We start from the raw sequence: 13,698 nt of genomic DNA on the forward strand, positions 1-13,698 counted from the left end.
GGGTGGTGCGGCCTCAGCCGCCGGGCAGGGCCGGCGCGGCAGGGCCGCCGGTGGGGCCTCGACGGACGGTGCGGACCAGGTGGTCCAGCCGCTGGCGGTCGCGCTCGGTGACGGCCAGGTCGTCGAACAGTTCGGTGAGCCGGGCGGTGGTCTCCGGCTGGTCGGCGGCACCGGTCAGCCAGCCGCGCAGCACGCCCAGGGCGGCGTCGCGGTAGAGGCGGTCGTCGAGTGCCGTGCGCCACAGGGCGACCAGCAGTGAGCGGACCGGCGCGGACTCCTCGGGGCCGGGCAGCAGCGTGACGCTGACCACGCCCCCCGGCTCGGGGCGCGGGCTGCGGGCGTACCAGTCGAGCAGCAGCGGCCGGCCCAGCGCACCGTCCTCGGTGCGCCGGGCGGCGGTCAGGAAGGTCGCCAGGGCCAGCTGCCGCAGCTGACCCAACCCGGAGAGCCAGCGGACCAGAGCGCGCAGAGCCTGCTCCGCCTCGGCGGAGAGCAGCAGCAGTTCGGCCGCTTCGAGCAGGCCGAGCACCTGGAAGCGGTCGGGCTGCTCCGGAGCGTGCGGGTCGAGCTGGAACCTGGCCGCGAGCTGGTCCAGCTCCTCGGCGCTCAGCCGTTCGGCGGCCAGCGCGAAGGCCTCCAGGGCCTGGGCCGGCAGCAGCGGGCCGAGCAGGGCGTAGCAGCGGATGGCCGTCCAGCGGCGGCGGGCGCTGTCGTCACCGGCCCAGCCGCGCAGGATGCGAGGGACGGCCGCGGTGCCCGCGTGGTAGGCCAGGGCGAGGCTGTTGGCGGCCTGGAGGCAGAGCCGGAAGTCCTTGGCGCCGGACCAGGGACCGAGCAGGCCGCTCATGGTGGCGGAGAGGTCGACGGAGGCCAGCAGGGCGGTGGTGGAGGCCACCCGGGCCCGGACCAGGGCGCGGGAGTCGGTGGCCAGCGCGTTCAGCCAACCGGTGATCGCGGGGCGGGCCGAGGGGTGGCTCGTCCAGACCTCGCGCAGCAGGGTGGGGGAGGTGCGGGGGTCCTGGAAGGACGCCATCCGCTGGGGGACCGGGCCCCAGGGGGTCTGCTCGGTCTCCTCGGTGAGTTCGGCCCGGGCGAGGGCCATCCGCTCCTCGATCGAGCTGCCGAAGGGCGGGATGCCGTCGGGCCGTCCGGGGGTGCGGATCGTCTCCAGCCGGCGGAACAGCTTGTCGGCGCACTCGGCGGCCAGGGTGTAGGGGGCGTGGTCGAAGACGGCCAGGGAGATCAGGAACGCCTTCTCCCGGAGGTGGAGTCCGTCGTCGCCGAACCAGCGGCCGACCTGGTCCTGGATGATGCCGTGGCCGAACTTGGCGATGTCCGATGGTTGGTCCGTCGTGGACGAGTACGCGGCCAGCGCGCCGGCGAACTCGGCGATCTCCCGCATCGGCCGGTTCTGTGCCAGGAACACCCGAACGGGGTCAAGGGCGAGCAGCTCGTCGACCAACGGGGTCAGGGCGAGCTGTCGCAGTCGGGCTACGTGCCTGAACAGCACGTCCCGGGGGTCGGGCGGTTGCCAGTCGACGGTGGGGAGTTCGCGGATCGCGTCGGACCGGATGGTGGTGATGACCAGGTAGCCGTCCTGTTTGGCAAGGATCTCGCGGAGGCGGTCGAGGTCGGATCGGAGCAGAGGGCGGGTGCGGGACGGCGTGTAGTCGGTGAGCAGGTAGCCCTGGGACGGTTCCGCGCCGGTCAGCAGAGCGGTGGGGGAGACATCGGGGTCGAGGTTGCGGATCCGATCGGCGCCCGTTCCTCGAAGCAGCATCAGAGCGGCGGAGCGGCGGCCGGTGTCGGCCCGCCCGGTGAGGATCAGGACCCGCTGCTCCTCCAGTACGCATACGGCCTCGTGGAAGTGCGGTCCGGGGCGGAAGACCTTGTCCAGAGCGTCCAGCTCTTCCGCCGGCACCTCGCCGGAGGCGTGCAGCGGAGCACCGAAGGCGGCGCCGAGCTGGTACACGGTGGTCTTGTGGCCGGTGACGACGTCGCCGTGGACCTGGCCGCCGGAGACGACGTGCTCGTCGCCGCCGACGAGGTTGCCGCCGAAGCTGGGGTCGCCGCCGGCGAAGAGGTAGTTGCGGCCGGCGAAGGAGTCCGGGACGTGTTCCAGCAGTTCCTGGACGGCCTCGTAGGCGTTCTGGGGCTCCTCGGGTGGGGCCTCCTGGCGGTCGTCCTCGTCGGGGACGGCGGCGTCCGCCTCGGCGGTGGCGGTCATCGGTCGCCGCCGACGGTGTTGCCGGTGTTGACGTCGCCGTGGACCTGGCCGCCGGAGACGATGTGCTGGTCGCCGCCGATCAGGTTGCCGCCGAAGGTCGGGGTGCCGCCGAGGAACTGGAAGGTGGCGGGGGCCTGCTGGGCCTGCTGGGCCTGCTGGGCCTGTTGGGGTTCCTGGATCCCTTGGGGTTCCTGGACCCCCTGGGGGACCGGGGCGGCGGCCGGGATCGGGTCGTCGGCCGGGGCGGGTACGGCGTGCAGCCAGGCCGGGAAGTCGCCCTCCTTGCCCCGGACGGTGACCCGGTGGAACGCCTCCGGCGCCAGGCCGCCGTGGCCGTGCCGGACGATGCCCTGGTAGAGCGGGTCGGACACGGCGAGCACGCAGGGCTCGTCCAGGGCCCGCAGGGTGGCGCGCAGGGGGGTCGAATCGAGCAGTCGGAAGGCCTGGTTGAGGTCCCAGCCGACGGCGCCGCCGAGGGCTCCGCCGAGTTCCTGAACGGCGACCTCGCCGGAGGCGAGCACGATCCGCAGCCGTACCCGGGCGCTGTCGGCGGCGAGGCGGTTGTTGGCGTGCAGCAGGACGGGGGTCTCGTTGATCAGTGCGTGCAGCAGCCGGGGTTTGGGAACGGTGGGGCTGATCAGGACCATCACGCCGTCGCCACGGTCCTCCAGGCGCTGGTCGGCGGGTTCGACCCCGGCGCTGCGCAGCGTCTCGTGCAGGACGGAGTAGAGCATGCGGCGCATGAAGGCCTGCTCGACGTCGTCCCGCCGGCCGAACTGTTCGATGTCCAGCAGCAGGATGGTGTGGTTCACCGGATCGGTCATGGTCGCCTCTCTGTTGGTCTTCGCGGCTCAGCCTGCCCGTTGCGGGCGTCGCGGCGTGAGCGCCGTTGAGGTACTCGCTCTGTGACGGTGTGCACAGAACCCCTGTGCGGATCAGCGGAGTTGACCGGGCCTCCGGAGCAGGTCGGGGCGCGCGATGACCAGGGAGCGGCGGCTGGTGGCGACGATGCCGCGCTCCCGCAGGGACTTGAGCAGCCGGGCGACGGCCTCCCGGGAGGCGCCGACCGAGCCGGCCAGCTCCTGTTGGCTGAGCGGGACGGAGACGACGATGCCCGCGTCGGTGCGGCGGCCGTGGGTGCGGGCGAGTTCCAGCAGGAGGTCGGCGAGCCGTTCGCTGACGCTCAGCGAGGCGAACTTGAGCCGGTGGTGGTCGGCGGCGCGCAGCCGGTCGGTGGAGAGGGCCAGCAGCTGCATCGAGGCGGCGGGGGTGCGCTGGAGGTAGGCGGTGAAGGCGGCGCGGTCGACGGCGGCGGCCTCGACCCGTTCCAGCGCGGTGACGGTGGCGGCCCGGGGCCGGCCGCTGAGGGCGGCGGACTCGCCGACGATGTCGCCCGGTCCGCGCAGGGCGAGCAGCGCCTCGTACCCATTCTCGGCGAGGGCGGTCACCTTGAGCCAGCCGTGCAGGACGAGCAGGACGTGGTCGGAGGGTTCGCCCTCGCGCAGCGTGGTGGAGCGTGCGGGGTAGGTGAGCCGGTGGCCGAGGGCGAGCAGGGCGGTGCGGTCGGCGGGGTCGAGCCGGGCCAGGAAGGGCACGCGGTCGTCGAGGCCGTGACCGGTCGCGGGACCTGGTCCGCCCGGCGGCGTGTTGGCCATTCCTGATCAGCCCTCGTTGTCTTCGCCTCGGCGCGGTGGGGCCGGGGAGGTCGAGCTCGGGGAGGTTGAGCCCTTGGGAGGCTGAGCTCCGTGAGGTTGAGCCTTGGGGGGTGAGCCCCTGGGAGGTTGAGCGCGGGCAAACAAGCTACCGGCGGAGCGGCCGCCGCGCCGGTGAATCCGCGAATTGCCCCTCATCCCCCTCGCGGGGGAGCCGGGGGAACCGCTCCGGCGAGGGAGGTGCGGCGGGGGCCGGTCGCGGGAGGGTTCTCGGTGTCGGGATGACGGGGCTTGCGAAGGGGGCCGGACATGAAGCGGGTGCTGGGCGCGGTGGCGATCACGGCGGCGGTGGTGCTGGGGATGCAGGGGTGTCTGCCGTTCTGGGGCGACGACGAGCACCGGACGGTCGACTACGGGGTGGCCGGGCAGGTCAAGGAGCTGGTGGTCGAGGCGGAGAACGGCGGCGTGGTGGTGACCGGCACCGGGGACTCGGTGCGGGTCGTCGAGCGGCAGAGCTACCGGGGGAGCGCGCCGAAGACCACCCACGAGGTGAAGGACGGCGTGCTGCGGCTGGGGTACTCGTGCGACTCCTGCGGGGTCGGCTACACGGTGCAGGTGCCGGCCGGCACCAAGGTGCGGATCAAGGAGGAGAACGGCGGGGTGCGGCTGGTCGGGCTGGCGGCCGAGGTGGACGCCGCGGTGGAGAACGGCGGGGTCGAGGCGACCGGGCTGACCTCCCCCACGGCGCACCTGAGCGCCACCAACGGCGGGGTGCGGGCAGACTTCGCGGCGGCGCCGACGACCCTGGACGCCGAGGTCGGCAACGGCGGGGTGCGGCTGAAGGTGCCGTCCGGGGAGGCGTACGCGGTGAACGCCCGGGCGCAGGAGGGCGGCGCGGACGTGGGTGTCCCCTCGCAGGCTGGCGCGGCGCACACCATCACCGCCCGGGCGGAGACCGGCGGTGTGACGGTCAGCGGTGTCTGACCGGGCGGTGCCGGACGTTCTGCCGGTAGGGCATGATCTTCTCCGCGGGGGCTGGTTCCCCGGGTACGGGGGAGGTACGACGGTGGAGCGCGCGGTGCGTTGGCGGAGCCGCACGGCCGGGCTGAGCCCGTACGTGCTGGACACCTTCCTGGCGGTCTGCTCGGCGGCGGTGTCGCTCTGGTCGGTCTACAACGACGACACGGACTGGCCCTGGTGGGTGTACCTGCTGGCGGGGTCCACCGCGCTGTTCCTGCCGTGGCGGCGCCGTGCCACGCTGACCGCGCTGATCGTGGGCAGCGCGCCCTCGCTGGTGCTGTCGGTGGTGGCGCACTCGGCGAATCCGCAGGTGCCGCTGTACGCGGTGATCGGGATGTACACGGTGGCGGAGCGCTTCCCGGACCGGCAGCGCTGGTCGGTGCTGGCGGTGGTGGTGGCCGCCAACGTGGTCGGCACCCACTCGCCGAACGGCGCCCTGTTCAGCGTGCTCACCTCGGGCGGTTCCTTCGTCTTCGGGGCCCTGGTGCGCACCCAGCGGGAGCTGGCCCGGATGCAGGCGGAGCGGGCGCGGGAGGCCGGGGTGCGGGCGGCCAGCGAGGCGGCCCGGGCGGTCGCCGAGGAGCGGGCCCGGATCGCCCGGGAGATGCACGACATCCTGGCGCACGCGGTGTCGCTGATGGTCATCCAGGCCGAGGCGGGGCCGCTGGTGGTGCGCGGCAACCCGGACCGGGCGATCCGCGCCTTCGACACGATCGCCGACGCGGGCCGGGACGCGATGGTCCAACTGCGGCGGGTGCTCGGGGTGTTGAAGGACCCGGACGCCGAGCGGGAGCTGGCGCCGCAGCCCCGGCTGGCCGAACTCGCCGACGTGGCCGAGCGGGTGCGCCAGGCCGGTTTGCGGGTGGACCTCGAACTCGCGGACGGGCTGGGCGGGTTGCCGGTGGACGTGGAGGCGGCCGCGTTCCGGATCGTGCAGGAGGCGTTGACCAACACCGTCAAGCACGCCGGGGCCGACCGGGTCGCGATCCGGGTGCGGCGCGCCGGAGAGGTGCTGGAGGTGGTGGTCTCCGACAACGGCCGCGGGGTGCCGCTGACCGCCGATCGCATGGTGGCCGGCTGGTCCGGCGGGCGCGGGCTGGTCGGCATCCGTGAGCGGGCGACGGCCTGCGGCGGCCGGGCCGAGGCCGGTCCGGGGCCGGAGGGCAGGGGTTTCCTGGTGAGTGCCCGGCTGCCGCTGGGGCCGGCGGGTGTGGTGGAGAGGGTGGGCGGATGACGCCGATACGGGTGGTGGTCGCGGACGACCAGGAGCTGGTGCGGGCCGGGTTCGGGATGATCCTGGACGCCCAGCCGGACATCGAGGTGGTGGCCGAGGCCTGCGACGGCGCCGAGGCCGTCGAGGCCGTGCGCGCGCACAAGCCGGACGTGCTGCTGCTGGACGTCCGGATGCCGGTGATGGACGGCCTGGAGGCGGCCCGCCGGGTGTGCGAGGAGTTCCCGGCCACCAAGGTGATCATGCTGACCACCTTCGACATCGACGACTACGTCTTCGACGCGCTGTACGCGGGTGCCAGCGGCTTCCTGCTGAAGGACGTCCGGCGGGACGACCTGGCGCACGGGGTGCGGATGGTGGCCTCGGGGGAGGCGCTGCTGGCGCCCTCGGTGACCAAGCGGCTGATCGGCGAGTTCGCCGCCCGCCGGCCGGGCGGCCGGGAGCGGGCGGTGCGGCCGCCGTCCAGGCTGCTGGAGCAGCTGACGGCGCGCGAACAGGAGACGCTGCGGCTGATCGCGCGCGGGCTGTCCAACGCGGAGATCGCGGCCGAACTGGTGGTCAGCGAGCACACCGTGAAGACGCACGTCAGCAATGTGCTGAGCAAGCTCGGGCTGCGCGACCGGGTGCACGCGGTGGTGTTCGCGTACGAGGCCGGGGCGGTGGTGGCGGGGGATTCCTGAGGCACTCCCCCGCGCGGGGGAGGGGCCGGATTCGCCGGTGCGGGCGATCCGCGACGAGGGGCCCGGCCGGGAGGCTCTGGGGTGTCGGAACGGGACACGGGCCACGGACTCGGGCCACGGACACCACGGGAGAACCTCGTATGAACGCCAGCCGCACCAGCCGCACCAGCCGCGCCAACCGCACCAGCCGCGCCGCCTGCTACGCCGCCGTCGGCGCCCCGGCGCTGATGGCCCTCTACGGCGGCATCCGCCTGGTGCCCGGCTCCCGCGAGCCCGGCCTCGGCTGGACCACCGGGCACACCGCGATGTTCGCCGGCCTGCTGCTGTTCGCCCCGGTGCTGCTGGCCCTGCGCCGGCTGCTCGCCCCGCGCGGCACCACCGGCGGGCGGCTGGCCGCGAACGCCGCGCTGGGGACGGCCTTCGCGGGCCTGGCGGCCTCGCTGGTGCAGATCGGGATCGACCTGTGCGTCGGCCTGGCCGCGGCGGACAAGGGCGAGCAGGTGCGGCTGTTCCAGCGGGTGCAGGACGTCCCCGGGGTGCTCCCGGCCGTCTACCAGGTCGGCCCGCTGCTGTTCTACGTCGGTCTGCTGGCGCTGCTGGTCGCGGCCTCGGTGGGAGCGGGCCGGGCGCTGCGCTGGTGGAGCCCGGTGCTGATGCTGCTCGGGACCGTCGCCTCGGGGGCCGACCTGGCCTTCATCCCGCTGGCCGCCGCCTGCTACCTGGTGGCGCTGTCCCCGCTGGTCCGGCTCGGCGCGGCGCCCCGTACGGCGCTGGCCTGACGACGGGCCTGACGAAGGCTCTGGCGAGGGCCCTGGTGAAGGCCTTGGCGACGGGCCTAGGTCATCCGGAACACCGGCCCGCGCGGAGTGAACGGCAGTCCGGCTCCGCGCGGGACGAGGAAGGCGTGCTCGCGGCGCAGCCGCAGCACGTCGCACTCGCCGTCGGTGATCACCAGGACGGGCGCCCCGGGCGGGAAGTCCTCGGCCCGTTCCAGCAGGTCGATGCCCGGCTGGAGGACGGTGCCGCCGCGCCCGTGCACCCGCAGCCGCCCGGCGATCTCCTCGACCGGGAGGTACCCGGCGTCGTGCGGGGCGGCGTCGCAGTGCACCACCCGGGCGGCCGGGACGTCCCGGGCGGCGGCGTAGGAGGCGATCGCGCCGAGCGCCTTGCCGAGCAGCGTGCGGTCCATCGAGCCCGAGGTGTCCAGGACGACCCCGAAGGTGCAGCGCGGCACCTCCTCCTCGGGGTGGTAGCGGCCGGCCCGGGGGATGTCCGGGGTGGCGGACTGCCGCCGGGCCGGGCGGGAGTAGCTGCGCACCGGTTCCGGCCGGGGCACGAACTCGTCGAACCAGCGGGCGAGTCGAGCGTCCCAGGGCAGCGGCGGGTGGGCGAGTGCGCGGATCTCCTCGACCAGCCCGGCCGGGAGCAGGCCGCGTTCGCGCTGGTGCAGTTCGAAGCCCTGTTGGAGGCCGCGCCGGTAGAAGTCGTCGAGGTCCACGTAGTCCCGGGGCGCTCCCAGCTGCTCGCCGAGGATGTCCGGGCGGTTCTTCCCGGCGAGGGTGGCGAGGCGGCGGATCCGGCGCTGGTCGCGGGCGATCCGGTCGTACACCTCCTCGGCCGACAGGCCCTTCAGCTGCGGGTCGTGCAGCAGCCCGTCGGGCATCTCGCCGACGCCCATCTCCAGCAGCCAGCCGTTGATGACGTAGTCGGCGGCGACGTTGAACAGGAACGGGTCCCGCCCGCCGCGGCGCTCGCCGTGCCGCAGGGCGGCGTGCAGGATCTCGTGGCCGAGGATGAACCGCCACTCCTCGTCGGAGTAGTGGCGCAGCGGGTTGACGTAGATCTCGGCGGCCTCGGCGTTGACGGCGGCCACGGCGATGTCGTGGGCCCGGGCGAGTTCGGCGTCGGCGACCACGGTGAGGCCGGCCGCGATGCCGCCGAGCAGCGGGTACGAGGAGACGAACCAGTTGAGCGCCCGGTTCCAGGGCCGCTGGGGCAGGCGTTCGCCGGTGGCGGCGTCGATCCGGCCGCCGGCCCGGTCCATCGCGGCGGACATGGTGCGGGTGAGCGCGGCGGCGAAGGCCGCCGACCAGTCGTCGGGCTGCCCGTAGCCGCGCCACTCGACCAGCAGTTGGTCGCGCTCGGCGGTGCCGGCCGTCCCGGCGGCGTCGACCGCGGGCAGGCCGGCGCGGCGCCAGCGGGCGGCCAGTTCCTCCTCGTCGCCGCCCGGGTACTCCTGGGGGAGGGCGACCGGGGCGCGGCCGACCGGGAAGGTGGCGAGGAAGCGGTTGACCACCGCGCAGCGGGCGGCGGCCTGGTACGCGTCGGGCTGGGTCCGGGTGCCGCCGGCGCTCGGGAGGTGGCCGAAGCCGAGGTGCAGCAGGCAGTGCGCCAGCGCCCAGGCCCACTCCTCGGGTTCGGCCCGGCGGCGCGGGTTGACGTGCAGGGTGCCGTTGGAGTCGGCCACCGCCCAGCCGTCCGGCGGGGCGGTGGTGCACTCCTCGGTGCGGCAGACGTCGGCGCGCAGGGCGGCGAAGGCCGGGTTGCGGCGCAGCAGCCGGACGCCCTCGGCGAAGGCCTCGGCGCCCGGGTCGGGCTTCTTCCGGTCGGCCTGGGCGCGCTTCACCGGCGGGCCTCGACCAGCCGGGGCATGTCCCGGGCGGCCTCGATCAGGAACCAGGAGGGCAGCACCGGGTTGCCGTCCGAGCCGTCGGCGATCACCGTCTGGGCGACCTCCACCGAGATCTCGGCCAGTTGCACCAGCAGCGACTTGGCGCGGAAGGCGGTCTGCCGCTGCGCCCCGGAGGCGTGCTCCTTGCCGGCGGGCAGTTCCTTGACCAGCCGGCCGCGGAAGGCGTCGGCCAGGTAGTAGAGCAGGTCGCGGTCCTCCAGCCGGTGCGGCCAGCGGGCGTCGCCCTTGAGGATGGCCTCCAGGCCGTAGGAGTTGCGGACGATCTTCGCGTAGCCGCAGAAGGCGATCGCGTGCTGCGGGGTGAGCAGCCCGTAGGCGACGACCTTGAGGGTCGCCTCGTCCAGGGTGGGGCCGAAGGAGTGCAGCGCGTCGGAGAGCATGTGCCAGGCGCGCGGGGTGGAGAACGGCTCCTCGGTCTTGGGCGGGGCGGACCACAGGTGGTCGGGCCGGTCGGTGAGGTGGTCGACGATCCAGGGGTGGATCCCGGCGCCGGCCGCCCAGCGCAGCCAGTCCTCGGCACTGGCCCGCAGATGGACGTGGACCATGCGGTTGACCAGCGCGGACGCCATCGGGCGGGCGAGCGCGCCGTCGGTGGCGCGGTTCCCGGCGCCGATCACGATGGAGCCGGGCGGCAGCTCGTAGGAGCCGATCCGGCGGTCCAGGATCAGCGAGTAGAAGGCCTTCTGGACGTCCGGCGAGGCCGCGTTGAGCTCGTCCAGGAACAGCAGGTACGGCTCGTCGCGGGCGATCTGCTCGGGCGGGCAGAACCGGGAGCGGCCCTCGGGGGTGAGCTGGGGGACGCCGATCAGGTCCTCCGGGGCGAGCTGGGTGCCGACCAGGCTCACGCAGTCCAGGCCGAGCGACTCGGCGAACGCCCTGACCAGGGAGGACTTCCCGATCCCGGGGGCGCCCCAGAGGAACACCGGGCGGACGGTGGCCAGGCCGAGCAGCAGCTCGGGGATCTGGGCGGGCGAGACGCTGACTGCTCCCTGCACGGGGCTCCTTCGCGGCGACGGTGCGTGACCGGCCCAGTGTGCGGCCGGAGTTGGCCGGGCGCACCCGGATTTTCGGTGGCCCGGGTGGCCCGGCGCCCGTACCGTCCGGGGTATGAACGCGAAGCGCCCCCTGATCGCCGTGCTCACCGGCGCGGGCATCTCGACCGACTCCGGCATCCCCGACTACCGCGGCCCGCAGGGACTTTGGCGCAAGGACCCGTCGGCCGAGGAGCTGGTCACCATCGGCCCGTACCGGGACGACCGGGCGGTGCGCGAGCGGGCCTGGCGGATGCGGCTGGAGACCGGTGCGCTGGCGGCCGAGCCGAACGCCGGGCACCGGGCGCTGGTCGACCTGGAGCGTTCCGGGCTGCCGCTGCGGGTGCTCACCCAGAACATCGACGGGCTGCACCAGCGGGCCGGCCTGACCGCCCGCAAGGTGCTCGAACTGCACGGCAACGTCCGGGAGACCCAGTGCCTGAGCTGCCGGGTGGTCGGCTCGATGGCGGACGCGCTGGCGCGGATCGAGGCGGGGGAGCCGGATCCGCACTGCCGGGCGTGCGGGGGGATCCTGAAGCCGCGGATCGTGATGTTCGGCGAGAACCTGGACCAGGAGGTGCTCGGCCAGGCCGACTCGATCGCCCGGGCCTGCGACCTGTTCATCGCGGTCGGCACCAGCCTCCAGGTGTTCCCGGTGGCCGGGCTGCCGTACAACGCGGTGAGGAGCGGGGCGAAGCTGATCATCGTGAACGGCGAGGAGACGCCGTACGACGTGGCCGCGACCGAGGTGATCCGGGAGCCGATCTCCACCGCGCTGCCGAAGCTGGTGCGGCGGCTGGCACTGGAAGGGGTCTGAGGGGCGGCGGTCGGACGGGTCGGAAGGGTCTCTTTACGGATGTACCGCGTGCGTACGATGATCCTTCCGGCGTCCCCTCACGGCCTGGAGTGATCGAGCGATGACGACGACGGCGAAGTTCGACCCCTGGTCGGCGGCGTTCGTGGCCCACCCGTACGACGCGTACGCCGAGCTGCGCGAGCACGCGCCGGTGACGTACCACGAGCCGACGAACCAGTGGCTGGTCTCACGCCACGAGGATGTCAGCGCCCTGCTGCGCGACCGGCGGCTCGGCCGCACCTACACCCACCGGTTCAGCCACCAGGAGTTCGGCCGCCCCGAGCCCGACCCGGCGCACGAGCCCTTCCACACCCTCAACGACCACGGGCTGCTCGACCTGGAGGCGCCCGACCACACCCGGATCCGCCGGCTGGTCTCCAAGGCCTTCACCCCGCGCATGGTCGAGGGGCTGCGGCCCACCGTCCGGCGCCTCGCCGGCGAACTGGTCGACGGGCTGCTCGCGGCCGGCGGCGGCGACCTCATCTCCGCCGTCGCCGAACCGCTGCCGGTCGCCGTGATCGCCGAGATGCTCGGCGTGCCGGAGGCCGACCGGCACCTGCTGCGCCCCTGGTCCGCCGACATCACCGGGATGTTCGAGCTCAACCCGAGCGAGGAGACCGCCCGCCGGGCCGTCACCGCCAGCATCGAGTTCTCCGACTACCTGCGCGCCCTCATCCGCGAGCGCCGGGCGGCCCCCGGCGAGGACCTGATCAGCGCGCTCATCCAGGCCCAGGAAGGCTCCGACGCGCTCAGCGAGCAGGAGATGGTCTCCACCTGCGTGCTGCTGCTCAACGCCGGCCACGAGGCGACCGTCAACACCACCGGCAACGGCTGGTGGGCGCTGTTCCGCCACCCCGGCGAACTCGCCCGGCTGCGCGGCTCGGTGGACGGACTGCTGCCCACCGCCGTCGAGGAGCTGATGCGCTGGGACACCCCGCTGCAGATGTTCGAACGCTGGGTGCTGGAGGACGTCGAGGTCCGCGGCGTCACCATCCCGCGCGGCGCCGAGATCGCCCTGCTCTTCGGCTCCGCCAACCGCGACCCGGAGCGCTTCGCCAACCCCGACCGCCTCGACCTCGGCCGCACCGACAACCCGCACATCACCTTCGGCGCCGGAATCCACTTCTGTCTGGGCGCTCCTCTTGCCAGACTGGAACTCACCGAGTCCTACGGCACGTTGCTGCGCCGGGCCCCGGGCCTGCGGCTGGTCCGCGAGCCCGAGTGGAACCCGGGCTACGTGATCCGCGGGCTCAGCGAACTGCTGGTCGAGGTCTAGACGGGGGAGAAGGCCGTGGGCAAGGCGACGGGCGCGCTGCTGGGGCTGGCGATCGGCGACGCGATGGGCCGGGTGACCGAGTTCAGGAGCGTCGAGCAGATCGCCGCCGACCACCCGGACTGGCGGCGACTCCCGCTGCCGGCGAAGGCGTTGGTCACCGACGACACCCAGATGACGCTCGCCCTCGGCCGCGGCCTGCGCACCGCCCTGGCGCGTGGGCCGCTCACCCCGCAGCGCCTGGAACGGCCGGTCCGGGAGGAGTTCGTCGACTGGTGGCGCTCCCCGGAGAACAACCGCGCCCCCGGCATGACCTGCCTGCGCGCCTGCGAGCGGCTCAGCCACGACGCGTACCGCTGGCAGCAGGCCAGCGACGTCGGCTCCAAAGGCTGCGGCGCCAACATGCGGGTCGCCCCGGTCGGCCTGATCCGCGAACTGGACGCCCGGCAGCTCTCCGGCGCCGCCCAGCTGCAGTCCGCGCTCACCCACGGCCACCCGACCGCGCTCGCCGCCAGCGACCTCACCGCGTACGCCGTGCGCGAGCTCGCCGACGGCCTCCCGCCCGCCGCCCTGCCCGCGGTGCTGCGGGCGTACGCGCTGGCGGGCCGTGAGCGGTACGACGCGTTCTGGCTCGGCGACCTCGCCGAGCGCTGGTACGGCACCTCCCCGCAGGCCGTCCTCGCCCGCGGCTGGGACGACTGCCTCAAGGTGCTCGACCAGCTGGAGGCCGCGCTCGCCGCACCCGACGTCGAGGCCGACCCCTGCCTGGCCACCGGCGAGGGCTGGGTCGCCGAGGAGGCCTTCGGCACCGGCCTGCTCTGCTTCCTGCTGCTGCCCGACGACCCGGTGGCCGCCGTCCGCCGGGCCGCCTACTCCAGCGGCGACTCCGACTCGCTCGCCTGTCTGACCGGCGCCTTCGCCGGCGCCCACCACGGCGAGGCGGTCTGGCCCGCGGAGTGGGTCGAGCGGATCGAGTACCGGGACGAGCTGCTGGAACTCGGCGCGCTCTGGGACTGACCCGGAACCCCGGGCGGGG

Annotated in this window: 12 protein-coding genes; 7 read left to right on the forward strand and 5 right to left on the reverse strand. The window is 74.1% G+C overall.

Annotated elements, in window-relative coordinates; genetic code table 11:
* Positions 1 to 13 precede the first annotated feature (13 nt).
* The 3 genes from ACZ3YL_RS12215 to ACZ3YL_RS12225 form a co-directional block, all read right to left on the reverse strand.
* The gene (locus ACZ3YL_RS12215) at positions 14 to 2,227 is read right to left on the reverse strand and encodes a hypothetical protein (RefSeq protein WP_465656940.1); all 2,214 of its coding nucleotides are present in this window, start codon (positions 2,225 to 2,227) and stop codon (positions 14 to 16) included.
* Positions 2,224 to 3,051 carry a hypothetical protein gene (locus ACZ3YL_RS12220; RefSeq protein ID WP_188308269.1) on the reverse strand — a complete coding sequence of 276 codons (828 nt, stop codon included), beginning with the start codon at positions 3,049 to 3,051 and terminating at the stop codon, positions 2,224 to 2,226. The genes ACZ3YL_RS12215 and ACZ3YL_RS12220 overlap by 4 nt, the downstream gene beginning before the upstream one ends.
* Positions 3,052 to 3,162: 111 nt before the next feature.
* Positions 3,163 to 3,882: a Crp/Fnr family transcriptional regulator gene (locus ACZ3YL_RS12225; RefSeq protein WP_465656942.1), complete on the reverse strand. Its 720-nt coding sequence runs from the start codon at positions 3,880 to 3,882 to the stop codon at positions 3,163 to 3,165.
* 306 nt (positions 3,883 to 4,188) lie between these two features.
* On the opposite strand from ACZ3YL_RS12225, the gene ACZ3YL_RS12230 reads away from it, so the two are divergent.
* The 4 genes from ACZ3YL_RS12230 to ACZ3YL_RS12245 all read left to right on the forward strand — a co-directional run bounded on the left by ACZ3YL_RS12230 (position 4,189) and on the right by ACZ3YL_RS12245 (position 7,589).
* The gene (locus ACZ3YL_RS12230) at positions 4,189 to 4,863 is read left to right on the forward strand and encodes a DUF4097 family beta strand repeat-containing protein (protein WP_465656944.1); all 675 of its coding nucleotides are present in this window, start codon (positions 4,189 to 4,191) and stop codon (positions 4,861 to 4,863) included.
* Positions 4,864 to 4,957: 94 nt separating this feature from the next.
* Entirely contained in the window at positions 4,958 to 6,133 is a 1,176-nt protein-coding gene (locus ACZ3YL_RS12235) for a sensor histidine kinase (RefSeq protein ID WP_465656945.1), read from the forward strand.
* Complete coding sequence (locus ACZ3YL_RS12240; RefSeq protein ID WP_188308265.1) at positions 6,130 to 6,810, forward strand: response regulator; 681 nt, start codon at positions 6,130 to 6,132, stop codon at positions 6,808 to 6,810. Before ACZ3YL_RS12235 ends, ACZ3YL_RS12240 begins: the two co-directional genes overlap by 4 nt.
* A 140-nt stretch (positions 6,811 to 6,950) precedes the next feature.
* Positions 6,951 to 7,589 (forward strand): hypothetical protein, encoded by a 639-nt coding sequence (locus tag ACZ3YL_RS12245; RefSeq protein WP_465656947.1) that lies wholly within the window; start codon positions 6,951 to 6,953, stop codon positions 7,587 to 7,589.
* A gap of 56 nt (positions 7,590 to 7,645) precedes the next feature.
* Here ACZ3YL_RS12245 and ACZ3YL_RS12250 read toward each other — a convergent pair whose 3' ends face one another.
* Entirely contained in the window at positions 7,646 to 9,436 is a 1,791-nt protein-coding gene (locus ACZ3YL_RS12250; protein ID WP_465656948.1) for a vWA domain-containing protein, read from the reverse strand.
* Positions 9,433 to 10,497 (reverse strand): ATP-binding protein, encoded by a 1,065-nt coding sequence (locus ACZ3YL_RS12255; protein ID WP_188308262.1) that lies wholly within the window; start codon positions 10,495 to 10,497, stop codon positions 9,433 to 9,435. Before ACZ3YL_RS12255 ends, ACZ3YL_RS12250 begins: the two co-directional genes overlap by 4 nt.
* A gap of 112 nt (positions 10,498 to 10,609) precedes the next feature.
* Between ACZ3YL_RS12255 and ACZ3YL_RS12260 the strand changes: the two genes are divergently transcribed.
* From ACZ3YL_RS12260 to ACZ3YL_RS12270, 3 genes are all read left to right on the forward strand, one after another.
* The gene (locus tag ACZ3YL_RS12260) at positions 10,610 to 11,350 is read left to right on the forward strand and encodes an SIR2 family NAD-dependent protein deacylase (RefSeq protein ID WP_465656951.1); all 741 of its coding nucleotides are present in this window, start codon (positions 10,610 to 10,612) and stop codon (positions 11,348 to 11,350) included.
* A gap of 100 nt (positions 11,351 to 11,450) precedes the next feature.
* A complete protein-coding gene (locus ACZ3YL_RS12265; RefSeq protein ID WP_188308260.1) occupies positions 11,451 to 12,665 on the forward strand; it encodes a cytochrome P450 in 1,215 nt (404 codons plus the stop codon).
* A gap of 15 nt (positions 12,666 to 12,680) precedes the next feature.
* Positions 12,681 to 13,679, forward strand: coding sequence for an ADP-ribosylglycohydrolase family protein (locus ACZ3YL_RS12270; RefSeq protein ID WP_188308259.1), 999 nt, complete (start codon positions 12,681 to 12,683; stop codon positions 13,677 to 13,679).
* Positions 13,680 to 13,698: the final 19 nt, after the last annotated feature.

The sequence above is a fragment of the Kitasatospora sp. NPDC023176 genome (assembly GCF_055560495.1).

Excerpts from the sequence above, each read along its gene's own strand:
- ACZ3YL_RS12220 (WP_188308269.1), bottom strand. The coding sequence starts at position 3,051 with ATGACCGATCCGGTGAACCACACCATCCTGCTGCTGGACATCGAACAG.
- ACZ3YL_RS12260 (WP_465656951.1), top strand. The coding sequence starts at position 10,610 with ATGAACGCGAAGCGCCCCCTGATCGCCGTGCTCACCGGCGCGGGCATC.
- ACZ3YL_RS12225 (WP_465656942.1), bottom strand. The coding sequence starts at position 3,882 with ATGGCCAACACGCCGCCGGGCGGACCAGGTCCCGCGACCGGTCACGGC.
- ACZ3YL_RS12245 (WP_465656947.1), top strand. The coding sequence starts at position 6,951 with ATGAACGCCAGCCGCACCAGCCGCACCAGCCGCGCCAACCGCACCAGC.
- ACZ3YL_RS12240 (WP_188308265.1), top strand. The coding sequence starts at position 6,130 with ATGACGCCGATACGGGTGGTGGTCGCGGACGACCAGGAGCTGGTGCGG.
- ACZ3YL_RS12230 (WP_465656944.1), top strand. The coding sequence starts at position 4,189 with ATGAAGCGGGTGCTGGGCGCGGTGGCGATCACGGCGGCGGTGGTGCTG.
- ACZ3YL_RS12265 (WP_188308260.1), top strand. The coding sequence starts at position 11,451 with ATGACGACGACGGCGAAGTTCGACCCCTGGTCGGCGGCGTTCGTGGCC.
- ACZ3YL_RS12215 (WP_465656940.1), bottom strand. The coding sequence starts at position 2,227 with ATGACCGCCACCGCCGAGGCGGACGCCGCCGTCCCCGACGAGGACGAC.